Annotated in this window: 24 protein-coding genes and 2 pseudogenes; 13 read left to right on the top strand and 13 right to left on the bottom strand. The window is 64.5% G+C overall.

Going from position 1 to position 22513, the window contains the following annotated elements; all coding sequences use genetic code 11:
• Positions 1–8: 8 nt before the first annotated feature.
• Positions 9–1049: a non-homologous end-joining DNA ligase gene (ligD, locus tag LMQ14_RS01420; RefSeq protein ID WP_267733094.1), complete on the bottom strand. Its 1041-nt coding sequence runs from the start codon at positions 1047–1049 to the stop codon at positions 9–11.
• A 37-nt stretch (positions 1050–1086) separates the two neighbouring features.
• Between ligD and LMQ14_RS01415 the strand changes: the two genes are divergently transcribed.
• Together LMQ14_RS01415 and LMQ14_RS01410 are read left to right on the top strand one after the other, a co-directional pair.
• Positions 1087–2151 (top strand): ATP-dependent DNA ligase, encoded by a 1065-nt coding sequence (locus LMQ14_RS01415; RefSeq protein WP_267733093.1) that lies wholly within the window; start codon positions 1087–1089, stop codon positions 2149–2151.
• A 136-nt stretch (positions 2152–2287) separates the two neighbouring features.
• Positions 2288–2620 (top strand): DUF732 domain-containing protein, encoded by a 333-nt coding sequence (locus tag LMQ14_RS01410; protein ID WP_267733092.1) that lies wholly within the window; start codon positions 2288–2290, stop codon positions 2618–2620.
• A 22-nt stretch (positions 2621–2642) separates the two neighbouring features.
• Here the strand turns inward: LMQ14_RS01410 and LMQ14_RS01405 are convergent, their stop codons facing one another.
• Positions 2643–3923: a cytochrome P450 gene (locus LMQ14_RS01405; RefSeq protein WP_267733091.1), complete on the bottom strand. Its 1281-nt coding sequence runs from the start codon at positions 3921–3923 to the stop codon at positions 2643–2645.
• A gap of 79 nt (positions 3924–4002) precedes the next feature.
• Between LMQ14_RS01405 and LMQ14_RS01400 the strand changes: the two genes are divergently transcribed.
• Positions 4003–5076 carry a DUF2330 domain-containing protein gene (locus LMQ14_RS01400; protein ID WP_267733090.1) on the top strand — a complete coding sequence of 358 codons (1074 nt, stop codon included), beginning with the start codon at positions 4003–4005 and terminating at the stop codon, positions 5074–5076.
• Here the strand turns inward: LMQ14_RS01400 and LMQ14_RS01395 are convergent.
• Both LMQ14_RS01395 and LMQ14_RS01390 read right to left on the bottom strand, forming a co-directional pair.
• On the bottom strand, positions 5060–5545 hold the full coding sequence (locus LMQ14_RS01395) for an NUDIX domain-containing protein (RefSeq protein WP_267733089.1): 486 nt from the start codon (positions 5543–5545) through the stop codon (positions 5060–5062). The genes LMQ14_RS01400 and LMQ14_RS01395 overlap by 17 nt on opposite strands.
• 5 nt (positions 5546–5550) lie before the next feature.
• Entirely contained in the window at positions 5551–6906 is a 1356-nt protein-coding gene (locus LMQ14_RS01390) for a WS/DGAT/MGAT family O-acyltransferase (RefSeq protein ID WP_267735732.1), read from the bottom strand.
• A gap of 236 nt (positions 6907–7142) precedes the next feature.
• Here LMQ14_RS01390 and LMQ14_RS01385 point away from each other — a divergent pair, with 236 nt between their 5' ends.
• Positions 7143–9056, top strand: a complete 1914-nt coding sequence (locus LMQ14_RS01385; RefSeq protein WP_267733088.1) for an ABC transporter ATP-binding protein/permease — start codon at positions 7143–7145, stop codon at positions 9054–9056.
• Positions 9057–9062: 6 nt separating this feature from the next.
• Here LMQ14_RS01385 and LMQ14_RS01380 read toward each other — a convergent pair whose 3' ends face one another.
• The 3 genes from LMQ14_RS01380 to LMQ14_RS01370 are packed head-to-tail and all read right to left on the bottom strand — an operon-like array spanning position 9063 to position 11020.
• Positions 9063–9446, bottom strand: a complete 384-nt coding sequence (locus tag LMQ14_RS01380; RefSeq protein ID WP_267733087.1) for a DUF1330 domain-containing protein — start codon at positions 9444–9446, stop codon at positions 9063–9065.
• Between the two features lie 49 nt (positions 9447–9495).
• Entirely contained in the window at positions 9496–10131 is a 636-nt protein-coding gene (locus LMQ14_RS01375) for a maleylpyruvate isomerase family mycothiol-dependent enzyme (RefSeq protein WP_267733086.1), read from the bottom strand.
• The gene (locus LMQ14_RS01370) at positions 10115–11020 is read right to left on the bottom strand and encodes an alpha/beta hydrolase (protein ID WP_267733085.1); all 906 of its coding nucleotides are present in this window, start codon (positions 11018–11020) and stop codon (positions 10115–10117) included. The genes LMQ14_RS01375 and LMQ14_RS01370 overlap by 17 nt, the downstream gene beginning before the upstream one ends.
• A 93-nt stretch (positions 11021–11113) precedes the next feature.
• Between LMQ14_RS01370 and LMQ14_RS01365 the strand changes: the two genes are divergently transcribed.
• Positions 11114–11779: a TetR/AcrR family transcriptional regulator C-terminal domain-containing protein gene (locus LMQ14_RS01365; protein WP_267733084.1), complete on the top strand. Its 666-nt coding sequence runs from the start codon at positions 11114–11116 to the stop codon at positions 11777–11779.
• A 3-nt stretch (positions 11780–11782) separates the two neighbouring features.
• On the opposite strand, the gene LMQ14_RS01360 is transcribed toward LMQ14_RS01365, so the two are convergent.
• The gene (locus LMQ14_RS01360; protein WP_267733083.1) at positions 11783–12646 is read right to left on the bottom strand and encodes an SDR family NAD(P)-dependent oxidoreductase; all 864 of its coding nucleotides are present in this window, start codon (positions 12644–12646) and stop codon (positions 11783–11785) included.
• A gap of 105 nt (positions 12647–12751) precedes the next feature.
• Here LMQ14_RS01360 and LMQ14_RS01355 point away from each other — a divergent pair, with 105 nt between their 5' ends.
• The 7 genes and pseudogenes from LMQ14_RS01355 to LMQ14_RS01325 all read left to right on the top strand — a co-directional run bounded on the left by LMQ14_RS01355 (position 12752) and on the right by LMQ14_RS01325 (position 18108).
• On the top strand, positions 12752–13834 hold the full coding sequence (locus LMQ14_RS01355; RefSeq protein ID WP_267733082.1) for a dihydrodipicolinate reductase: 1083 nt from the start codon (positions 12752–12754) through the stop codon (positions 13832–13834).
• Positions 13835–13893: 59 nt separating this feature from the next.
• Positions 13894–14337 carry a VOC family protein gene (locus tag LMQ14_RS01350; RefSeq protein ID WP_267735731.1) on the top strand — a complete coding sequence of 148 codons (444 nt, stop codon included), beginning with the start codon at positions 13894–13896 and terminating at the stop codon, positions 14335–14337.
• Positions 14334–15107 (top strand): SDR family NAD(P)-dependent oxidoreductase, encoded by a 774-nt coding sequence (locus tag LMQ14_RS01345; protein ID WP_267733081.1) that lies wholly within the window; start codon positions 14334–14336, stop codon positions 15105–15107. Before LMQ14_RS01350 ends, LMQ14_RS01345 begins: the two co-directional genes overlap by 4 nt.
• Positions 15104–15718: a TetR/AcrR family transcriptional regulator gene (locus LMQ14_RS01340; protein WP_267733080.1), complete on the top strand. Its 615-nt coding sequence runs from the start codon at positions 15104–15106 to the stop codon at positions 15716–15718. The genes LMQ14_RS01345 and LMQ14_RS01340 overlap by 4 nt, the downstream gene beginning before the upstream one ends.
• A gap of 62 nt (positions 15719–15780) precedes the next feature.
• Positions 15781–16146: an ArsR/SmtB family transcription factor gene (locus LMQ14_RS01335; RefSeq protein ID WP_267733079.1), complete on the top strand. Its 366-nt coding sequence runs from the start codon at positions 15781–15783 to the stop codon at positions 16144–16146.
• Positions 16143–17655, top strand: a pseudogene (arsB, locus tag LMQ14_RS01330) (ACR3 family arsenite efflux transporter). Before LMQ14_RS01335 ends, arsB begins: the two are co-directional and overlap by 4 nt.
• Positions 17656–17679: 24 nt before the next feature.
• A complete protein-coding gene (locus LMQ14_RS01325) occupies positions 17680–18108 on the top strand; it encodes an ArsI/CadI family heavy metal resistance metalloenzyme (RefSeq protein WP_267733078.1) in 429 nt (142 codons plus the stop codon).
• On the opposite strand, the gene LMQ14_RS01320 is transcribed toward LMQ14_RS01325, so the two are convergent.
• The 4 genes from LMQ14_RS01320 to LMQ14_RS01305 form a co-directional block, all read right to left on the bottom strand.
• A complete protein-coding gene (locus LMQ14_RS01320; RefSeq protein ID WP_267735741.1) occupies positions 18105–18263 on the bottom strand; it encodes a hypothetical protein in 159 nt (52 codons plus the stop codon). The two genes, LMQ14_RS01325 and LMQ14_RS01320, sit on opposite strands and share 4 nt — an antisense overlap.
• Positions 18264–18453: 190 nt before the next feature.
• Positions 18454–19113, bottom strand: a complete 660-nt coding sequence (locus LMQ14_RS01315) for a hypothetical protein (protein WP_267733077.1) — start codon at positions 19111–19113, stop codon at positions 18454–18456.
• 200 nt (positions 19114–19313) lie between these two features.
• Entirely contained in the window at positions 19314–19886 is a 573-nt protein-coding gene (locus LMQ14_RS01310; RefSeq protein WP_267733076.1) for a hypothetical protein, read from the bottom strand.
• 29 nt (positions 19887–19915) lie between these two features.
• Complete coding sequence (locus LMQ14_RS01305) at positions 19916–20521, bottom strand: MspA family porin (protein WP_267733075.1); 606 nt, start codon at positions 20519–20521, stop codon at positions 19916–19918.
• A 185-nt stretch (positions 20522–20706) separates the two neighbouring features.
• Here LMQ14_RS01305 and LMQ14_RS28115 point away from each other — a divergent pair.
• A pseudogene (locus tag LMQ14_RS28115) lies at positions 20707–20892 on the top strand (SDR family NAD(P)-dependent oxidoreductase); the annotation flags it as partial.
• A gap of 121 nt (positions 20893–21013) precedes the next feature.
• Here LMQ14_RS28115 and LMQ14_RS01295 read toward each other — a convergent pair.
• Positions 21014–22489, bottom strand: a complete 1476-nt coding sequence (locus LMQ14_RS01295; RefSeq protein WP_267733074.1) for an APC family permease — start codon at positions 22487–22489, stop codon at positions 21014–21016.
• Between the last annotated feature and the right edge of the window lie 24 nt (positions 22490–22513).

The raw sequence follows: 22513 nt of genomic DNA, 5'->3' as shown, positions 1-22513 counted from the left end.
GCGTTCATTCAATTCGACTTGTTTTTCCTGGTCAGATCGGTATCCCGACTCGGCTGCACGCGTTTCGGCTCGCCGGGCATTTTGGGGTAATTCGGCGGGTAGGGCATATCGCCCAGGCCGCGCTCTTCGTCCGCCTCGACCATCTCCAGCAATGGAGTCAGCGATTGGGCCTTTTCGTCCATGCCGGCCCACGGGTCGTCGCGGCCTTGCACCAGGTCCGGCACGGTCGCCATCGTGTAATCGTCCGGCTCGGCGCCGGCTAACTCGTCCCAGGTCAACGGCATCGACACGGTCGCGATCGGCGTCCGTCGCACCGAGTAGGGCGAGGCCATGGTGCGGTCCCGGGCGTTTTGGTTGAAGTCGATGAAAATGCGCTCGCCGCGTTCCTCCTTCCACCACGACGTGGTCACCGCGTCCGGCGCGCGGCGTTCGACCTCACGCGCCAGCGCGATGCCCGCCCGGCGCACCGCGATGAAGTCCCAGTCGGTGGCGATCCGGAGAAACACGTGGATCCCGCGCCCCCCGGACGTCTTGGGATAGCCGACGAGGCCGAGCTCGTCGAGCAACGGCCGCAGCACGTCCACCGCGACCGAACGCGCCTGCTCGAAACCGACGCCGGGCTGGGGATCAAGGTCGATGCGCAGCTCGTCGGGGTGCTCGGTGTCGGGGCAGCGCACCTGCCACGGATGCAGCGTGACGGTGCCCATCTGCGCCGCCCATACGATCGCCGCCGGATGCGTCACCATCAGCGCGTCGGCGGTCCGTCCCGACGGGAACGTGACCCGGCAGGTCTCCAGATAATCGGGATGGTGCTGCGGTATCCGCTTCTGGTAGATCTCCTCGCCGTCGATGCCGTCCGGAAAACGCTGCAGGTGGGTGGGCCGGTTGCGCAGGGCGTCCAGCATCGGGCCGCCCGCCACGGCGAGGTAGTACTCGACGAGCCGCCGCTTGGTGCCATTCGACCCGAGCTTCGGGAAGTACACCTTGTCCGGGTTGGAGAGTCGCACCGCGACGCCGTCGACGTCGAGCTCTTCAGATGCCGCAGCCATGTCTCGATTCCAGCACGCCGCGGGTCAGAATGAACCCATGGACTTGCCCGTTATGCCGCCGGTTTCGCCGATGCTGGCCAAGTCGGTCAAAGCGATCCCCCCGGACGCCTCCTATGAGCCCAAATGGGATGGCTTCCGGTCCATCTGCTTCCGGGACGGCGGTCAGGTCGAACTGGGTAGCCGCAACGAGCGGCCGATGACCCGCTATTTCCCCGAGCTGATTGCCGCGGCCCAGGCCGAGCTGCCGCAGCGCTGCGTGATCGACGGCGAGATCGTGATCGCCACCGACCACGGTTTGGACTTCGAGGCACTGCAACAGCGCATTCATCCGGCCGATTCGCGGGTGCGGATGCTCGCAGAGCACACCCCGGCGTCATTCATCGCATTCGATCTGCTGGCCCTCGGCGACGAGGACTTCACCCCGCGTCCGTTCCGTGAGCGGCGTGCCGCCCTCCTCGACGCGCTGTCCGAATCCGGGCCGTCGTTTCATGTCACGCCGGCCACCACCGATAGCCAGACGGCGCAGCGCTGGTTCGACGAGTTCGAGGGAGCCGGTCTCGACGGCGTCATCGCGAAGCCACTGACCGTCACCTACCAGCCGGACAAGCGCGTCATGTTCAAGATCAAGCACGAGCGGACGGCCGACTGCGTGGTCGCCGGGTATCGAGTGCACAAGTCGGGCGGCGACGCGATCGGGTCGCTACTGCTCGGGCTCTATTCCGACGATGGCCAGCTGGCATCGGTCGGCGTGATCGGCGCATTTCCGATGGCCGAGCGGCGGCGGCTATTTACCGAATTGCAGTCACTGGTAACCACTTTCGACGACCATCCGTGGAACTGGGCCGCCCACGAAGCCGGCGAACGCACACCGCGCAAGAACGAAACGTCCCGGTGGAACGCCGGCAAGGACCTCTCGTTCGTCCCGCTGCGACCCGAGCGGGTGGTCGAGGTCCGCTACGACCACATGGAAGGTCGACGGTTCCGCCACACGGCCCAGTTCAGCCGGTGGCGTACCGATCGCGATCCGCGCTCATGCACCTACGAACAACTCGAACAGCCAGTCACTTTCAGCCTGAGCGAAATCGTGCCCGGTCTCGGCTAAAAGCGCAGCGGCTGGTTGATCCCGCGAAACGAGGTCGCGTTCCGTGCGCGTTAGTAGAAAGTTCCGTTGCGAGACGGGCGCCGGAAGCGGATCCTTAGTGTGCAAAACGCATAGAAAACGCATAGGAAGGCAACGAATGAACGCTGCGGCGGCCGTGAAGAAGCCCATGGCCATAGGAATCATGGCGACCATCGCGCTTTTCGGGGGCGCGACGCCGCTCGCCCATGCAACCACGGCCGACTTCCTCAACCAAGTGCGGGCTGCCGGGATCGGGGTAGGCGCACCGGATGGCGCCCTGATCGAGGATGCCAAGGAGGTGTGCGCCATGCTCGATTACCAAGAGGCGGCCTACCAATACCTCAATCAGCACTCCGGTCTGGACCGGAATCAGTCCGCGCTGTTCATCACGGCTTCAGTCACAAACTTCTGCCCGCAGTACGCCCCCAGGATGGGCTTGCCGAGCAGCTGAAAACTTCGTTTATGGGACGGAGCTAGACCGCGACGGTCAGCTCCGATAGTCCGCGCAGCGTGACGTTCGGCTTGTACAACGGTTCGCTGTCCAGTCGCGCGTCCGGAAAACGCGCCGCGGCTTCCGACAGGGCAATGCTGGCTTCCATCCGCGCCAGCGGCGCGCCCAGGCAATAATGCAGGCCGCGCCCAAAACCCAAGTGCCGCAAGGTTCCCCGATCGGGGTCGAACGTGTCGGGCCGATCGAATTCGGCCGGGTCCCGGTGCGCCGCGGCCAGCAACAACATCATCACGTCGCCCTCGGGCACCTCGATTTGGCCAATCTTCATGTCTTCGAGAGCAATTCGGCCCACCATCTGCACCGGCGGGTCGTACCGGAGCGTCTCCTCGATGACCGCCGAGACCCGGGTCGCGTCCGCGCGCAACGCCGCCCACTGCGACGGCTCGCGCAGCATCGCCAGGATCGCGTTGCCGATCAGGTTGACCGTGGTCTCGTGGCCGGCAACCAGCAACAACAGGCAGGTCGAGACGATCTCCTCTTCGGTCAGCTGATCACCGGACTCCTCCACCGCGATCAGTCCCGACATCAAATCCTCGCCGGGGTCGCAGCGACGCCGGTCGATCAAACCGTGCAGATACTCCCGCAACCACGTCCCGGCGTCGAGGCGCTCCTGCAGACCGTCCGAGGCCGAGCCGGTGAACGTGACGAATGGATCCAGTGCTTGCGCAAGCAATCCCGAGGCATGGCTGAATTGCGGCTCGTCTTCCAGCGGCACACCGAGCAGCCGGCAGATGACCGCCACCGGTAGCGGATAGGCGAAATCGTCGATGACGTCAAAGCGGCCCTTCTCGGCGATCGCGTCGAGCAATACGCCCACCAGGACGCTGATGCCGGGCCGCAGCGCATTCACCATTTTCGGCGCGAACGCCTTGCTGACCAGCTTGCGCAGCCGAGTGTGATCGGGGGGATCGAGGAACAGAAATCCCGGCGGGGGTTGCGCGGGTGGCGGCGCACCGGATTCGATGAGTTCCCGGATCTGTGCCTCAACCTGCTCCTGAGCGCGCGCCGATTTCATCCGGTCGCTGCTCGACGCCGGGTGCCGCAGGGCGTCGTCGCAGTCCCGGTAGGACGAGAAGACGGCGAGATGCGCCTCGGGCAGCAGGATCGGTCCACCGTCGCGAATCTCTGCGCACAGCCGATAGGGATCGGCCCGATTGGCCGGGTCGAGGAATCCGAACAGCAACTTTTGCGATTCGGCTGGGTCGGCGGGCTCGGCGGGCGGCTGAATCGACGCAGTCGTCATGGACCCATTGTGCATATCGCAACCTAAGTCGCCCGGAGATATGGGTGACCGCGCACCCTTCAGCAACTAACATTGCGCCATGAAGATGCCCCGCACATGCGGGTTGGGTCTGGTCGCTGTCGTTCTGGCTACCCTGGCCAATGTGGCCATGGCTGCGCCCGGCCACGCATGCGCGTGCGGTGCGATCGTCCCTCCCGTCGGCGGCCAGGCCGCCATGAACCACGAAGTGGCGCTGCTGCATTGGAATGGATCGAGCGAAACCATCGTCATGCAGCTCGCCCTCAATGCCGACACGAACAACGTGGCGCTGGTGGTGCCCACCCCGACGCCGGCGACCGTCACGGAGGGCGACAAGGCGACCTTCGCCGAGTTGGACACGCTCACCGCCCCCCGGGTCCAGCAGCGCCGGCACTGGGTGCTGGGACAGCCGGGTTCCGGCGCGCCCGCGCCCCTCGAGGCCGCGGCTCCCCGGGGCCCCACGGTGGTCAACCAGGTCCACCTCGGTCCGCTGGAGGCCACCACACTGGCCGGCGGTGACCTGAGCGGATTGCAAAAGTGGTTGGACGACAACGGTTATGCCATCCGCCCGGCGGTGTCGGACGCGCTGGGCCCCTATGTGCGTGACGGGTGGTCGTTCGTCGCGATCCGGCTGACCAGCTCCGACCCCATCGTGGGCGGGCTCAACCCGGTGCGGATGACCTTCCCGTCGACGCAACTGGTCTATCCGATGCGGCTTTCGGTCGCGGCCGCGAGCCCACAGCAAGTCACGATCTTCACGCTGTCCGATCATCGACAGCAGCGCACCGACGCCGACGCTGCGGCTGGCCAGTCCGTCCAAGTCCAGTTCGCGGGCAACGTCTCCGCCGAGGTACGGGACCCGCTGCTGCGCGAATTGTCGGTAAATCACGGCGGCTATCTGACCAAGTTTCAGGTGAATATCCCCAAGCCGGCACAGATCTCCTCGGATTTCGCCTTCGGCAACGCGGCCAACGATGACGCATACCGGCAGGTGATTTATGTCGACCGCAACGCCGTCATCCCGATCGAGCTGATCGTGTTCGTCGGATTCCTCTTCGTGGTGATCGCGGTGGCCGTGCCGGTCGCCATCTTCGCGGTCCGCAGGCGCCGGCAGCGCGCTAGCACCCTTCGGTGAAGGCCGCCAGCTCCGGGTGCTTCATCAACAGATCGAGGTAAGGCCGTTGTCCCTTAAGTAATTTGGCGCGTGCCTGTGCCACTGAGAACCACCCGACCCGATCGACTTCGGGGAACTCGCGCACGTTGCCCGAGCCCTTCGGCCATTCCAATTCGAAGGTGTTGCTGCGCGCGTTACCGACGTCGAGGTCACCCCGGACGGCGAACGCGGTAACCACCTTGCCGCTCGGTTGTTTCAGCGCACCGAGGTCCAGGCGCGGTCCGGCCGGGACCGGCAGGCCCAGCTCCTCGGAAAACTCGCGCTGCGCCGCGGCCCACGGGTCCTCCCCGTCGGTGTACTCGCCTTTCGGAATCGACCACACGCCGTCGTCCTTGCGGGCCCAAAACGGGCCGCCCGGATGCGCGAGCAAGGCTTCGACGACATCGTCGCGGATGCGGTACAACAGCACACCGGCACTGAGTTTGGGCACCGAACTCAGACCCCGACGGCGCGTTCCAGATCTTTCAGCGACGACTCGAGATGCGTGAGCAGGCGCTGCAGGTGTGGAACACTGCGCCGGCACCCGACCAGACCGACATCGAGCTTGTCGGCATTGCTGACCAGGGTGATGTTCAGCGCCTGGCCGTCGAGAATCGCGGACAGCGGATAGCTGCCGTCCAGGCGGGCACCGCCGTAGTACATCTGCTCACGGGGTCCCGGAACGTTCGAGATGATGATGTTGAAGGGCGGCGCCGTCGACGTCACCCATCCCGGAACCGTGGCCATCGCCAGCGCACTCATATTGACCGCGGACAGCGCCAACGCCTGAACTCGCGGCAACTGGGAGAACACCGTCTTGTTCTTGTACATCGACTCGCTGACGGTTTCCAGCCGCTTGGCGGGATCCTCGATGTCGGTGGCCAGGTTGCACAGGATGGCTCCGACCAGGTTTCCGCCGGCGTCGGCCTCGTCCTCCCGGCGCAGGCTGACCGGGACCATCGCCAACAGCGGCGCCTCCGGCAGGGCGTCCTGCTCCAGCAGGTAGTAACGCAAGGCACCCGAACACATTGCCAGGACGACATCGTTGAGGGTCGCCCCCGCCGCGTTCTTGACGTTCTTGATGCGGTCCACCGACCACGACTGCGCGGCGCAGCGCCGGGCACCGCCGATCTTGACGTTGAGCATCGTGCGCGGGGCTCCGAACGGCAACGTGAGTTGCTGTTCGAACAGCGCCGCGCGCGCCAGCGACACCGTCGACGGCGCAAGTGCCGCAAGGGATCCCGCCGTGTGCATCAGCGAACTCAGCCGTGACGACGGAGCAGACTTGCGCTTCGGTTTACGCAGGCTCCAGGGTGCCCGAATCTCGGTGTCGTCGGGGTCGTTCGACAGTGCGCGTTGCATCAGCTTGAGCGCCGAAACGCCGTCGATCAGCGAGTGGTGCATCTTGGTGTAGATCGCGAAGCGGCCGTCCTTGAGTCCCTCTATCACGTACGCCTCCCACAGCGGGCGGTGCCGATCGAGCAGGCTGCTGTGTAACAGCGACGTCAACTCCAGCAGATCGCGGACCCGTCCCGGCGAGGGCAACCCGGAACGCCGGACGTGATAGTCGATGTCGAGGTCCTTGTCATAGGACCAGCCGAGGTTGGCAATCCCGCCCAAGAAGGTTGCCGGACGCTTGAGAAAGGTGGGCTGAAAATCCTGCTGGACGACCAAGCTGTCGTAGAACTCCCGCACGAACTCCAGGCCGGCGCCCTCGGGTGGCTCGTACAACGACAGCCCACCGACGTGCATGGGATGCTCACGGGATTCACCCAGCAGAAAGACCGAGTCGGTGGGGCTCATCAGTTCCATCACCCAATTAGACTCCCACCGGGAACCAACCCGCTAGCAACTTCTAAGAAGGCTTGTGCGGCAATGAGATCGGCCCTCCTCAGATCGCCAACAGGCATACCGAGGGCAAGACCGTGATTTTCGTGATGTCAACCCCCGTCCCCGGCAAATACTGCAGACTGCCCTTGACCGGATGGGCCACAGCATCACTTCCCATACCGGATTGACCGACAAGCCACGAAAGAGACGGGCCCGCGATGGAGAAATTCACACCATCGATCGACTGGAACCACGAACTGGTTTCCTCGTCGCGCTGGATTCTCGAGGCCTGGACGATCAGCGCGATCTGTTTGCTTGTCCTCGGGCTCGCGGCGGTCCGGTTCACCAGATGGGGCGGCGAGTTCTGGCGCATCACAAGCGGTTACTTCACCGGGCGGCAGAGCCTACCGGTGTGGGGCCTGTTTGCCGTGCTGCTGCTGTCGGTAATGCTCGCGGTGCGGATCAACATCTTGCTCAGCTACTACAGCAACGACCTGTACTCGTCTCTGCAGACCGCATTTCAGGGTGCCGGCGCCGGCAACGACGCCGTACGCGACTCCGGCATCCACGGCTTTTGGGTAGCCATCCGCACGTTCTGCGTGATCGCGACCCTGCACGTGTTGCGGGCGATGGCGGATTTGTATTTGACGCAGCGGTTCCTCATCCGCTGGCGGGTGTGGCTCACCGATCGCCTGACAATGGACTGGCTCGATCGCCGCGCGTACTACCGCGCTCGTTTCATCGATGACACGATCGACAACCCCGACCAACGCATCCAGCACGACATCGACATTTTCACCGCGGGGATGGGCGGTTCAGCCAACCACCCAAATGGCGGCACATCGAGCAATTTGCTTTTCGGCGCGGTTCATTCGGTTGTCTCGGTCGTGTCTTTCAGCGTGATTCTGTGGCGGCTTTCCGGCACGCTGCACATCTTCGGGGTCACGATCCCGAGAGCGTTGTTCTGGGTGGTATTCGTGCATGTTCTGATTGCGACGGTGGTCGCGTTCTGGATAGGCCGCCCACTGGTCCACCTCAGTTTCCGCAACGAACAGTTCAACGCCGCATTCAGATATGCGCTGGTGCGGCTGCGCGATGCCGCGGAGGCGGTCGGCTTCTATCGCGGCGAGCGCGCCGAACGCGCACAGTTGATGAACCGGTTCGATACGACGATCACCAACTACCGAAACTACGTGCGACGCACGATTGGCTTCATCGGCTGGAACCTCACGGTGAGTCAGGCGATCACCCCGCTGCCCTTTATCGTGCAGGCGCCGCGACTGTTCGCCGGCAGCATCAAATTCGGCGGGGTAACGCAGTCGGCCAGCGCTTTCAGTCATATCGAGGATTCACTGTCGTTCTTCCGTAACGCGTACGACCGCTTCGCCAGCTACCGGGCTGCGATACTGCGCCTCAATGGGCTGGTCCAGGCCAACGCCGAGGCACGGATTCTTCCGGAGTTGTCCACGGTGGCGAGCTCCGATGGCTCGGTCGAGCTTGCCGATGTCGAGGTCCGTACCCCATCCGGGACGCGACTGATCGAGCCGCTCGATTTGCGGCTGAGGCCCGGCGACGCGCTGGTCGTCACCGGGAGGTCGGGCAGTGGAAAGACCACGCTGTTGCGCACCCTGGCGCAATTGTGGCCGTATGCCTCGGGCACGTTGCACCGCCCGGACGGTCGCAACGAGGTCATGTTCCTGTCCCAGTTGCCCTACGTCCCGCTCGGCAACCTGCGTGCCGTGGTGTCGTACCCGGCCCTGTCCGGCGAGATCGACGACACCACATTGCAGCAGGCCCTGATCAAGGCGGCACTGCCCAACCTGACCACCCGACTCGACGAGGAGCAGGACTGGGCCAAGGTCCTCTCGCCCGGAGAGCAGCAACGCGTTGCGTTCGCCCGGCTACTGGCGATCAAACCAAAGGCCGTCTTCCTTGACGAGGCCACTTCCGCGGTGGACGAAGCTCTGGAGTTCTTGCTGTACAACCTTTTACGGAGCGAGTTGCCGGACTGCATCGTGGTGAGTGTGAGCCACCGCAGCACCATCGAACAGCATCACCATCAGGAATTGGCGTTGCTCGGCGACGGGCCGTGGCACGTCAGGGACATCCCCGAGCCAATCAGCTCGACTTGACCTGAGTCAGTCCGCCACCACCGACCACGTCGATGTCGCGATCAGGTCGCCCCGCTCCAGGGCGGCGGCGCGGTGCTCGTGCACCTTGATGTACTCCGGATCCGTCACCATGTCGATGAAGGCCTGGGGCGACGGGTATTCGACAATGAGAATTGCGTCCCACCAAGGCTTTTCACCATCGCCGATCACCATCGACGGTGCTCCCCCGGCGTAGCGCAGGGCTGCGCCCACGCGTTCTAGATGCGGAACGACTCCTTCGCCGTATTGCAGGTAACGCTCCAGGCCGCCCTCGGGCTGGAACTTCAACAGGTTGACCATGAACACCGGTGCATCCGCCGGGCGCGCGGCCAGCGCCGCGAATTGCTCGGCAGTGGGTTCGAGTCCGCTCATGTGAGTCTCCCTGCCATCGTGCCGTTGTGTGATCGTGCCGTTGTGCGATTCACATCCGAGTAGAAAGTACCGCGACGCCGTCGCCACGCAGATGCGAGAGCCCCCAGGGTCTTCCCGCGAGCACGGATGCCAGGTGAGCGGCCTGTCCGGTGACCGTGGGTCCGTCGGTGCGATGAGCCCAGTCGGCATCGGTGGCAACAAGATTGAGGCCACGGGCTCGCGCGGCCGCCGGCACGAACGGGTTAGGCACCCGCACCTGAGTGTTGAGCACCGCGACGACGGCCGAGACCGGCACCGCCGACTCCTTACCCAACGCATACGTGATGTCGAGTTCGTGGACGACGTGGTCGCCGAGCAGCAGCCGCTTCGGGAAGAGGCGCCCGATGCCCCGGGGGCGTTCGCCCAGCGCCACCAGGTCGCCGAGCAACTGGTCCGGACCGCGCTGGTCCGCGAGGACGCGGGCCAGTTCGGTGTTGGCGGCATCGAACGAGCCGCGATGACGCAGCATGCTGGTGGCAACCGCGGAGAACGCGACCCCGTACCCGATGACGAGGTGGGCCAGTACCTCGTGATTGGTCCACTCGGTGCACAGGCTCGGCTTCTCCCATTGCGCCGTGGTGATGCCCCGAGCCCATTCGACGAGCCTGGTGTCGTTGTCTTGCAACGCCTTAACCGACGGGGACACCGAGATGCTCCTGCAAGAAGGTGGTCTGATCGTCGAGCAGCGCAGCCAGCAGCGGCGGGTGATAGATCTGGAAGTGGTCGCCGTCGTAGTGCCTCGCCAGGCCGCGCGGCGCCGCGGCGGCGACGTCTTCAGCGTGCTGAGGGTCCATCAAGGTTTCCCGGTCCGATATGCAAACGAGCAGCGGCGCTTCGATTTTCGCTGCCCCACGCTTGGCGCTGCCCGCCGCGATGCCGAGCACGGCCAGCGCCGCCATGCGGTTGTCGAACGTGCATCCGGGTTCGACGGTGGAGTACCAGCCCTCCAACGCGCCCGCGACCGTAACCGCGGCCCGGTCCCGGGGCCGCCCGACGATGGGCACATACGTCCGTCCCGCCTTCCGCAGCCGGTTGACGGCATCGGCGACGATCGCGGGCGTGAGCCGCAAGGCGGGCAGGACGCCGCCGCGCTGAAGCGTTCCCGGCCCGTGCACGATCGGGCATTGCACCACCACCGCCGCGACCTCGACCCCGTGCGCCGCCGCTTGCAGTGCGTGCAGCGCACCCAGACTGGTCCCCCACAAACCCAGCCTGGAAGCGTCGATACTGCCGTGCTCGCGCAGATAGTCACACGCCGCCTCGACGTCCTGTCGGTGCGCGCGCATTCCGAACTGCTGGCGGGGTTCACCGTCGGACTCGCCGGTGTAGCGATAGTCGAACGCCAGCGTCGCGACGCCGGATTTGGCGAAATGCTGCTCGTATTGGGACAGCGACATGCCGTGCGTAGCGCCCAGGCCGTGGGCCAGCACCAGGCCCGGATGCGGACCGGGGCCGTCGGGAAGAGTGAGCCAGCCCGCGCATCGGGTGCCGCGCGACATGAAGGACACCCTGGTGGTGTCGTGGACAGCGCTCATGTGAGATCCTTCCATAGATACGTACACCGTACGTTTTAGCCTACGTACACCGTACGTATCAATGCGTGCACACGATGAGGAGGCCGGCCGTTCATGCGAGCACGATTTACTCTCGCCGAAGTACGGGCGCAGGCGATCCAGATCGTCGACAACGATGGGCTCGCGGGCCTGAGCATGCGATCGCTGGCGGCCGCATTGGGTACCGGGCCAATGACGCTGTACAACTACGTCAAAGACCGCGAGCAGCTCGAAGGCCTCGTCGCCGAAGCGGTGCTCGCCGATGTCCGGCTGCCACGCCGGTCCGACGATTGGCGTGCCGACGTCAAGGCGATCGCGACGGCCATCTGGCGCACAGTGCGCCAACACCCCAATGCCGCGCCGTTGGTGTTGACGCGCCGCACGGTCTCGGCGGTCGGCTACCTTCCCGCCGAACGCCTCGTCGAGGCGCTCCGACGCGCGGGACTGAGCGACCTCGATGCGCTCGCAGCCTTTCGCGGGGTGCTGAGTCTCGTAATGGGCGCTGCCCAAGTCGAATTGGCCGGTCCGCTGGCCGCAGCCGACCGCGAACAATCCAATGCGGCGATCGCCCAGCGCATCGGCGACCTCGCCGGCGCCGAGCATCCGCACCTGGCCGCGCTGGCCGAGACCAGTCAGCGTTCGACGATGGGCGACGACTTCGACACGGCCCTCGACATGCTGCTCACCGGTATCCAAGCCCGGGCGCGCGACGACTCAAAACCAGCCAAACGCCGCCGCTGAGGACTACAGCAGGTCGGTGATCGTCTTGAGGCCCGCGTCGTAGAGCACGCCGGGCATCATGCCGCCATCGCTTTCGATGGTGGTGCCGTTGACGAAGTCGGCCTGCCCGCCGGCCAGGAAAACGCAGACGCGTCCGACCTCCGCGGGCTCGCCGGCACGGCGCATTGGAACGGCGGCGAAATACTTCTCCCCGGTGGGATCGTCCTTGGGCAGCACGAACGAGCGGAAGTTCTCGGTCATCGTGGGGCCCAGCGCCACACAGTTGACCCGCACCTTCGGTCCCCACTCCTCGGCCAGTGATCGGGTGAGGTGGTTGAGGCCGCTCTTGGCCGCGCCGTAGGAGACCAGGGTCGGCGAACCGGCCGGGTGCCCGGCGCCGCTCGAGATATTGATGATGCAGCCGACGCCGTCCTGGGTCGACATCTGCCGATAGGCGCGGATGGCGAACCAGAGCGGGCTGATCAGGTTCATCTGCACCGCGAACGCGTGGAACAGCGCGGTGCGTTCGTAGTCGTCGTCGCTGGGCGGTGCGCCCTGAATGCGTTGCACGAGTTCGGGAATGCTCTCCACGTGCGGCGCCGGGACGGTGCCGCCGGCGTTGTTGACCAGGATGTCGACCCGGCCGTGCGTGGCGACCACGTCGGCGACGAAGGCGTCGATCGATGCGCAGTCACCCTGATCGCAGACGCGCTGCGAGGCACGTGGTGCCCATTCCGATTCGGCGTCGACACCCGGGATGGTGTCCAGCGGCCCGCGCGAACAACCGATGACGGTGGCGCCCGCGCGCAGCAGTTCATGGGCGATGCCCACTCCCACGCCGCGGCTGGTTCCGGTGACGATCGCGATCTTGCCCTCGAGGACGCTCATGAACAGGCCTTCCTACCGGCGACGTTGTTGACAGTGACTGTCAGCAGGTCATACTGTGCCAGTTCGATCGTTGGCATGTAAAGACGCGCAATCGAAAGGTCACCGATGAGTAGTTCGGCCAAGCTTCGTGTCATTCAATGGGCGACCGGGGGCGTCGGCAAGGCCGCCATCTCCTGCGTGCTCAACCACCCGCAGCTCGAGCTGGCCGGCTGCTGGGTGCACAGCGCCGACAAGAACGGTGTCGACGTCGGCCGAATCATCGGGACTGAGGACCTGGGCATCACCGCCACGTCGAGCATCGACGAGATCCTCGCGCTCGACGCCGACTGCGTGATGTACAGCCCGCTGGTGCCCAACGACGACGAGGTCATCGCGATCCTGCGGTCCGGCAAGAACGTGGTCACTCCGGTCGGCTGGGTCTACCCCGATCCGGGCAACAAGCGTCACCAAGCCGTCGCCGATGCGGCGGCGGAAAGCGGTGTGACGCTGCATGGTTCGGGGATCCACCCCGGGGGCATCACCGAGCGCTTCCCGCTGACGATCTCCGGACTGTCGGCGGCTATCACCCACGTGCGCTCCGAGGAGTTCTCCGACATCCGCACCTACAACGCCCCGGACGTGGTGCGCCACATCATGGGCTTCGGTGGTACCCCCGAGGAAGCCGTGAACGGACCCATGGCCAGCCTGCTCGAGGCGGGCTTCAAACAGTCGGTGCGAATGATCGCCGACCACATGGGATTTCGCATCGAGCCGAACATCAGGACCATTCAGGAGATCGCGGTCGCGACCGCCACGATCGACTACGACCCCTTCCCGATCACGGCCGGACAGGTGGCCGCGCGCCGGTTCCGCTGGCAGGCCCTTGTCGACGGCGAGCCGGTGATCGAGGCGGCGGTCAACTGGCTGATGGGTGAGGAAAACCTGGATCCCGCTTGGAATTTCGGTGGGATCGGCGAACGGTTCGAGGTGGAGATCACCGGCGACCCGCCGGTGAAGCTCACCTTCAAGGGGCTGCAACCGGAGACGATCGCGGAAGGCCTGATCAAAAATCCGGGCGTCGTGGTCACCGCCAACCATTGCATCAACGCCATTCCCGATGTCTGCGCCGCGGAGCCGGGTATCAAGACCTACCTTGATCTGCCGCTGTTCGCCGGGCGCCCGGCTCCCAATCTCGCGCGGACATCGTGACCCGAGAAAGCGTCCTCACCGATGTGTCGTTCTGTCACCTCGTCGTCGGCGTTACCGACATGGACCGCGCGCTCGCGTTCTATCGGGACGTGCTCGGCATGGAGGTCATTTTCGAATCCCTGATCTCCGGAGAACCTTTCGACGCGGTCCTGCACGCGACCCGTAACCAGGAGGGCCGGGTGGTCGGCGGCTTACTGGGCGGGCTGATGATCGAGCTGCTGTCACTGGGAACCAAGCCTGCCGAAGACAAGCCCGCGCGCCGGGGCATCACCGGAATCCACAACCTGTCGTTGTCGGTGACCGATCTCGATGACACCCACCGTCGCGTCGTCGACGCCGGTTGCACCCCCGACCAGGAGCCATTCGAGATCGGCGGGGTCCGAATGTTTTTCGTGAAGGATCCGGACGGGACGCCGGTGGAGTTCATCGAATTGCCGGACGGGGTGCGCAGCACCTACGAGATGCACCGCGGCGTGCGGCTGCAGATGGGACCCGTCAGATGAGTTACACCCATCCCGATTCGATGCGCGGCCACGTCGCGATCATCACCGGCGCCGCTCAGGGGGTAGGCAAGGGGACCGCGACGGCGCTGCTTGAACGCGGCGCTTCGGTATTGCTGGTCGACATACAGGCCGATGTCCTGGAAGCGACACGCACCGAGCTCAAGGAACTGGGCCCGGTCGAAAGCCTGGTCGCCGATCTGCGTGATCCCGACAGCGCGGCGCGCATCGCCGCGACCGCGGTGGATGCCTTCGGCTCCGTGAACGGGCTGGTGAACAATGCCATTGCCACCAACGAGCCCAAGAAGTTCGTCGACATCACCCTCGAGGACTTCGCGCTCGGCCATGACGTCGGCCCTCGCGCTACGTTCCTGCTCATGCAGGCCGTGTATCCGTTGCTGGTCGAGGCCGGCGGCGGCTCGATCGTCAACCTCGGCTCGGGGACGGGAACCGGTGGCGAACCCAAGTGGGGCGGTTATGCCACCGCCAAGGAAGGCATCCGCGGCCTGTCCAAGGTCGCGGCGCTGGAATGGGGCCGCGACAACATCCGCGTCAACGTCATCTGCCCGTTCGCCGAATCCGACGGCGTCAAGTTCTGGAAGTCGTTCGCGCCCAAGGAGTACGACAAGGCGGTGGGGCGGGTTCCGATGAAGCGCATCGGAGACGTCCGCACCGACGTGGGCGCGCTGGTGGCGTTCCTGCTCGGCAGCGACGCCACTTTCATCACCGGTCAGACCATCCACGTCGACGGTGGAATCGGCTGCTTCCGGTGAACGCCGAAGGCGAGTCGCTACGTGATCGTCAGCGCGCCCAGATCCGCGCCGATATCCGGCGAGCGGCTTTTCGGCTGTTTGTCGATCGCGGATACGACGCCGTAACCACAGAGGAGATCGCCACTGCCGCAGGCGTTTCACCGCGCACCTTCTTCCGGCATGTGCCGACCAAGGAGGAGCTGCTGCTGGCGCCGGTGCGCCATGGCGGTGCCGCGATCGTCAATCACCTGGAGCAGCGACCAGCCGCCGAGGCGCCCGATGTCGCACTGATCAACGCCATCATCACGCGGACCCAGTCGTTCGACCGCGCCGACTGCGAGGAGTGGCGTGCGGCCCTGCTGGTTGCACCGGGCCTGCTCGACAAGGCGACGATCCACACTCCCGCCGACAAGGACCGGGCGATGAAGCTCGTCGCGCAACGCATGGGCACCAATCCGGAAACCGATATGCGGCCCGGGCTGCTGATCCAACTTGCCTTTGCCGCAGCAGATTTCGCCTTCCAACAGTGGGTACTGCGGTCGACCAACCGACAGCCGCTGGACCGCTATGTGATCGAAGCTCTCGAAGCGGTCAAGAGCCCCTATTGGCGAAAGAAGCGCTCGACGGACTAGCCAGCCGGTTCCGGCGGCAGCTCATACTGGCGACCTGATTCGATATGTGTTTATATAGAAGAATGTCGAATCAAGCGACGGTCACGTATTGCCCGAGTCTGGGCGTCGCCGCGCTAGTAGATTCGCAGGCCGCAACCTTGGCCGGTATGTTCAAAGCGCTCAGCGACCCGGTACGCCTGCGGTTGTTGAGCCTGATCGCCAGCCATCCCGGCGGCGAGGCTTGCGTTTGTGAAATCTCATCGACGTTCGATGTCTCCCAACCAACCATCTCCCACCACCTCAAACTGTTGCGCTCAGCCGGTCTGATCGACTGCGAGCGGCGGGGCACCTGGGTGTACTACTGGGTGATTCCCTCAGCATTGCAGCAACTTTCGTCGGCCTTGAACGTCGGAGACTCGGTCGCGACGACGCCGGGGCGCTGCCCGTGATTGAGACCAGGTCAGGCCCTGCAACCACGCAGACGGTCGCCCGGCTTTCGACCCTGGACCGGCTGCTTCCCCTGTGGATCGGGGTGGCCATGGCCGCCGGTCTACTACTCGGCCGGCTGGTGCCCGGTTTGGGATCTGCGCTGAGCACCGTTGAAGTCGATGGCATTTCACTGCCAATCGCGTTGGGCCTGTTGGTGATGATGTACCCGGTACTGGCCAAGGTCCGCTATGACCGGCTCGGCGAGGTCACCAGCGACCGCAAACTCCTGGCCGCCTCGCTGGGACTCAATTGGCTGGTCGGCCCGGCAGTGATGTTCACCTTGGCATGGCTGCTACTCGCCGATCTTCCCGAATACCGCACCGGTCTGATCATCGTCGGGCTGGCCCGCTGCATCGCCATGGTCATCATCTGGAACGACTTGGCGTGCGGGGACCGCGAAGCCGCCGCCGTCCTGGTCGCCCTCAACTCGATCTTCCAAGTCGTGATGTTCGCCGTGCTGGGCTGGTTCTATCTGTCAGTGCTGCCCGGCTGGCTGGGCCTGCCGCAAACCGGCATCGCCATCTCCCCGTGGCACATTGCCAAATCCGTGCTGATCTTTCTCGGCATTCCGTTGCTCGCCGGGTACCTGTCCCGCCGACTGGGCGAACGGGCCAAAGGCCGCTCGTGGTACGAGACTCGATTCCTTCCGCGCATCGGACCGTGGGCCCTGTACGGGTTGTTGTTCACGATCGTCATCCTGTTCGCCCTGCAGGGCCACCAGATCACCTCGCGCCCATGGGATGTCGCCCGCATCGCGATCCCACTATTGGGCTACTTCGCGGTCATGTGGGCCGGCGGATACGCCCTTGGATTGGCACTGCGGCTCGGCTATGCCCGCACCACCACATTGGCGTTCACCGCTGCCGGTAACAACTTCGAACTAGCCATCGCGGTGGCGATCGGCACCTACGGCGTCGCGTCCGGGCAAGCTCTAGCCGGCGTGGTCGGTCCCTTGATCGAAGTCCCCGTCCTCGTTGGTCTCGTCTACCTGTCCCTGGCACTTCGGCACCGGCTCTTCAGCTTTCCGGCTACCGCAGATTCGAGCAACCGCGATGGCTGACAACCCCAGTGTCTTGTTCGTGTGTGTCCACAATGCCGGTCGCTCTCAGATGGCCGCGGCACTCGTCACGCATCTGGCCGGGGAACGTATCGAAGTCCGTTCCGCGGGAACCGAACCCGCCGATGAACTCAACCCCGCGGTGATCGCGGCGATGTCCGAACTTGGCATCGACATCACCGCCCAGCTTCCCAAGCTCCTGACCGGCGAGGCAGTGCAGTCCAGCGACGTCGTGATCACCATGGGCTGCGGAGACACCTGCCCGTATTTTCCCGGGGTGTCCTACCGCGACTGGAAGCTGCCTGATCCTGCGGGCCAGCCGCTGGAAACCGTGCGCGCGATCCGCGACGACATCGTCCACCGCGTCGCGGCCCTCATCGCCGAACTCCTGTCGGCCACCTCGGCCCCATAACCGGATCCGGAGAAAGGAACCACCATGTCACGTGTGCAGCTAGCCCTCAACGTCGATGATCTGGACGAGGCAATCGCCTTCTACTCCAAGCTTTTCCACACCGAACCCGCCAAGGTCAAACCCGGCTACGCGAACTTCGCCATCGCCCAGCCCCCGCTCAAGCTGGTCCTGATCGAGAACCGCGGCCGCGGCGGTACGCTCAACCATCTCGGCGTCGAAGTTGGCGACAGCGACACGGTGCACACCGAGATCGCCCGGCTCGCTGACGAAGGGCTGTTCACCGAGGAAGAGATCAACACCACCTGCTGTTTCTCTGCCCAGGACAAGGTTTGGGTCACCGGACCCGCTGGCGAACGCTGGGAGGTCTACACCGTGCTGGCCGACTCCGACACGTTCGGACCGGGCAGCCGCGAACCCGACCAAGCCTGCTGCACGGCCCGATCGGCGTCCTAGGTCGTCGGTGTCGACAACACCACCACGACGTCTCGCAGCGGCTGCGGTGACGTCGCGATTTCCCTGACGTAGGGATGCGCGAGTTCCAATATGAGGAACAGGTTGGCGGCCACCAGTACGCCGTAAATAATCGCGCAGCCAACGACGACCAGCATCGGTTTGGGCCTGCATCACCCGCGCGGTGCAGTAAGCCGGAAATCGCAGGTACTGAGAACCACTGAATCGTAAAGAGAAGTGGCGAAGCTGCAGTTCAGAAGCTAAAACCCTTGGTACAGAGTCGGTTTCGATTCCCGGCAGCTAAACAACAAAATAGCAGGTCTGATCAATAAAAGCGTGACTGCGCGTTCACGCGCGATTACACACGGCCCCCACCGAAGAATCCACCGATATCACGTAGATCCTGCCAAAAGGCACGATATCGCCGGCACCAGTCTTGAGTCCTGGCTTGTCGATGGCGACAACGAGCGCCTTGGCGTTATCAGACCAGATCCACCTGGTGCCGTAGTCAGTAGTCCATCCCGACGGCGGACTTTGGTGGTTGATGTCGTAGCACGGCGGCAAGCCATGCCACCACGTCGCCCCTTGGGCGTCGTACTGCCGCCCGGTGGTGAAACGGTCCTGCAGAAAGGCCACGACCTCGTCGTAGGGTGCGGTGTAACGCCACCACTCGTAGCTAGGATCGATGTTCGCTGGACTATCAATGCAACCAAATGCGATGCATTGGACAGTTCCGGCCGGCAAATCGACGTCAGCGATCGCGGAGTGCGGCCCAGGTCGTAACGGTTCGGCGTTCGCTGGGGATGGCGAAACAATCGTGGTGGTAGCGATTGCGGCTGTCGCGATGAGCGTTATGCGGGCAAACATGCGCCGCGCTTTCTCGTTGACGTCTCCGAGAGGAATCGGATACAACTTGAAAGCGCTGGAGTATCGGATGAAAACCGTGCCGCGCCAATGATTTTCGCACCAACTCCGTTTCAGCTCAAGGATTGCCGGCCGCTCGGGCACAGGCCAACCTCCGAGCTACATTCCCGCTAACAACACCATTCGAGTGATCAACGTGATCGCCCCCTAATCGGGGCCATCGCGATCCGGAAACGCCCGCCATTCGGTTCAACTTCGAACAAAGCTTTCCTCTCCCAAGCTAATCCGGGGCCAGCACCACGTGTGCGTGAAGAAGGTCAGGCTAGCCGTCGATCGGGTGGCCATCAGCCAGCACCAGCCCCGCCACCACCCCCTGCGCCAAACGGCCTGCCGCCCGGGGTTTCGAGGACGGGGGGCACGACCACGGACTGAGGGCCGGGCTGGATCGATTCGGGCCCGGGACGCTTTTCGGGTGGAATGCCGTCAGGATTCTCCGGTGGGGTGCCGGGGCTGAGGGCCATCGCATAGGGCCCCTTGACGACTGGGGGCAGCACAGTCTGGCCGGCGGTGATGTAGTACTGCGCGCTCGCACCGGTGAAGAACCCGGCAACCGGAGGGCTGTTGCCGAGTTTGCTGCCCGGCATGCCAAACTCCTGTGCGTCTGGGTCGCCAAAGGCGCTGGCCTTTACCCCGCGGGCGTCGACGGTCGCCGGTGGCGGGGTGACATAGACGCCGTACAAGTAGCCGTAGGCACCGGGGATGAACCCCGTGTTAGGGAGGAAGGGCGCCGGCGGGACCGGCGGCGGCGGGTCGGCGCCGGCGGCGGGTGCCTGCGCGAGCGCCAACAGCGCGCCGATAACCGCTGCCGGAATCAGCCGCAACGCCATCACCGTCATCTGCCGCTTTATGACTGTCATCTTCTACTTTCCTCCGGGTGGGTGCAACGTCAAATCTTGATGGGGTCGCCGAAGATGGCGTATTGCGTGTGCGCGACTTTGGTGGAGATCCGTAGATATAGGAGGGACCGGATGGTGACATCACCACCGCACGCGTCGGCTTTGATGTGGAGGTCCTCAATATCAAGGGCTGCCTGCCCCTTGTCGTTGAGCGTCATGTTCGACAATGGCAAATCCACGATCACGCCCGGCTGGAGCACCGTTTGGCCGAACCCGGCCCCCCCGCCGGCGTTACCCAGGTCCGTGGTGCTCGGGCTGCCCGGCGTCAGACTAACCGTTCCGTTCGGGATGGTGCCCCCGGTTCCGCCGATCTGCAGGCCCGCCGAAACATCGTTCTGACACCCCAGCTGGTAGCCGATGATAAGGAGGCTGTCGGTGATGGGGCTTGAGCCGCCGGTAGCCGTCACGGTTCCAGTTACGGTTATGAATGCTTCGTGGGAATTGGGGGCGCCAGCCAGGTTGGGCGTGGGCGTCACTGCCTCGCGCTCTAGGCGCATTTCAACCTGATACCCCTCGCGGGTGACCTTGGTAACGGCTTTAGGAGGCATCGGGATCGCGACCAGTTCGGCGTGCGCCGGCGCTACCCCGGTCGACATACCCAGAGTTAAGGCCGCCAAGGCGACTGCACATGCGCGGACCTTACTTATGCTCACAGTTAACGGACTCTAGGCAGTTCACAACCGGGGTCTTCGTGGCCGATCCGGGCGTTGGCGAAATTGTTGCAAATCCGCGCCCTGGCCGATATGTGGACGCCGTCATTGATGCCGCCGTCCTGCGGTGGGGTCGGCTCGACGCTCTGATGAACAATGCCGGGATGAGTCCCGTGGCTCCGTCGCTGCTGGAGACCTCAGAGACGTTGTTCGACAAAGTGATTGGCGTGTACCCCAGAGGGCCGACGCGGCTGACGGCGCTAGCTGCAACAGTGATGGCTCGCACCGGCGGGGGATCGATCGTTAACATCAGCTCACCGCGATCGCCATCGAATATGTGCAAGTGGGTTCTGCCCCGGGTCAACTTGGGAGAGCCGCTGCTGTCAAAACCCCTGCTGCACTGGCCAACCGCAGTGACACCTGACTAATGCTTTTCGGTCACTTGGCTGGATCAGAGATCAGATCAGGTACCCCCGGTTCGCGCTCGAGCACTTCGCGATCGAACTTCCACATGTAGAGGAAGTAGGCGAAACCCACAGCGAGCAGGCCCCCGACGATCAATAGCGACGCCAATGTCGTGTTGGCGGCCAACACCATGAACAGCGCAAGGAGCACCCAGGCCAGCGCCGCGACCGCGATGAGCCGATCGAAGCGCCCGAGGTCGAAGCCGCCCTTGCCGCGCACCATCTTCCGGCCCACCGCCAGATAGAGACTGATGGTCATGATGTAGAGCAAGATACCTACGATGGCACCCGTCGAGACCAGTTGTATAAGTGCCGCACCCGGCAGCACGACCATCAGCACAACCCCGATAGCCAACACCAGAAGCGTCGCTGGGATGGGGGTCCGGGTACGCGCATCGACGCGCTGCATCACCTGATGCCCCGGAAAGCGTCCGTCGCGTGACATCGCGAAGATGTAGCGCGACGTCGAAGCGACCGAGACCAGAGCGGCGCCGAAGAACGCTACAGCGATGGCGACGAGGAAGAACCTGTCCAACGCGGATCCGAACTGTTGACGCATGATCTCCTCGACCGACGAATGGCTCGCGGAAGCCGCCGGGAGGTCTTTGATCGACACCGTCAACACAACGAGGAACAAGAACCCCAAAACGGCAGAGGCCAGCACCGATCCGATCATCGCGCGCGGCACGGTTCGGACGGGATCCGCGGCCTCTTCTGCCATGTTCGGGGCGGTCTCGAAGCCAACGAGGGTGGCCAGACCCATCAGCGTGGCCGCCATGAGACCGCCGCCGATGGCGAAGTAGTCGGGGTTGCCGTCGGCGACACCGCGGGAAAACAGGTTCTCGGTCTTGCCATCGCCCGACAGCACCACCGCCACCGCCAACGCGATTCCCAGCACGACGAGGATGCCGATTTCGACGCCCACTGACAGCGAGTTGACCCAGCCGACGATGCGGGTTGCCGCGATCGCCAGCGCGGCTTGGGTCACCAGGAGCCCCACGGCGATCACCCGCCCGGTCGTCTCGTCGGCGTCCATGTTGAACAGCGGCATCAAAACCTGCTCTGCCAACGCAATGTCGATCGCCACCGGGCCGGTCACGGCACCGAGGAAGGCCATCCAACCGAATGCCCAGCCGATCCTCGGGTTAGCCAGCCGTGATGCCCACGCATAGGGACCGCCGCTGAGCGGTATCCGCGCGGAGAACTGCGCGTAGACCAATGCCACCAACAGTTGTCCGACCCCTACAGCAGGGAACAACCAGATGCCCACCGGCCCGGAGGTCCGCAGCATGTCGTCGTAGGTGGAGAAGACGCCCATCACCACCGACATCGACGCGAACGCGATGGCGAACATCTGGAAACCGTTCAGCGCCCGCTTCAGCTCCGGCTGGTACCCGCAGTCTTCGCAGAATTCGTCGGCGACCTCGTTACCCGTCTTCATTTGGGTCATCAGTTTCGCCCAACCTCTCGTTCA

This window comes from Mycobacterium sp. Aquia_213, from assembly GCF_026625985.1.
Lineage (GTDB): Bacteria > Actinomycetota > Actinomycetes > Mycobacteriales > Mycobacteriaceae > Mycobacterium.
This window is presented reverse-complemented; position numbering and strand designations above follow the sequence as displayed.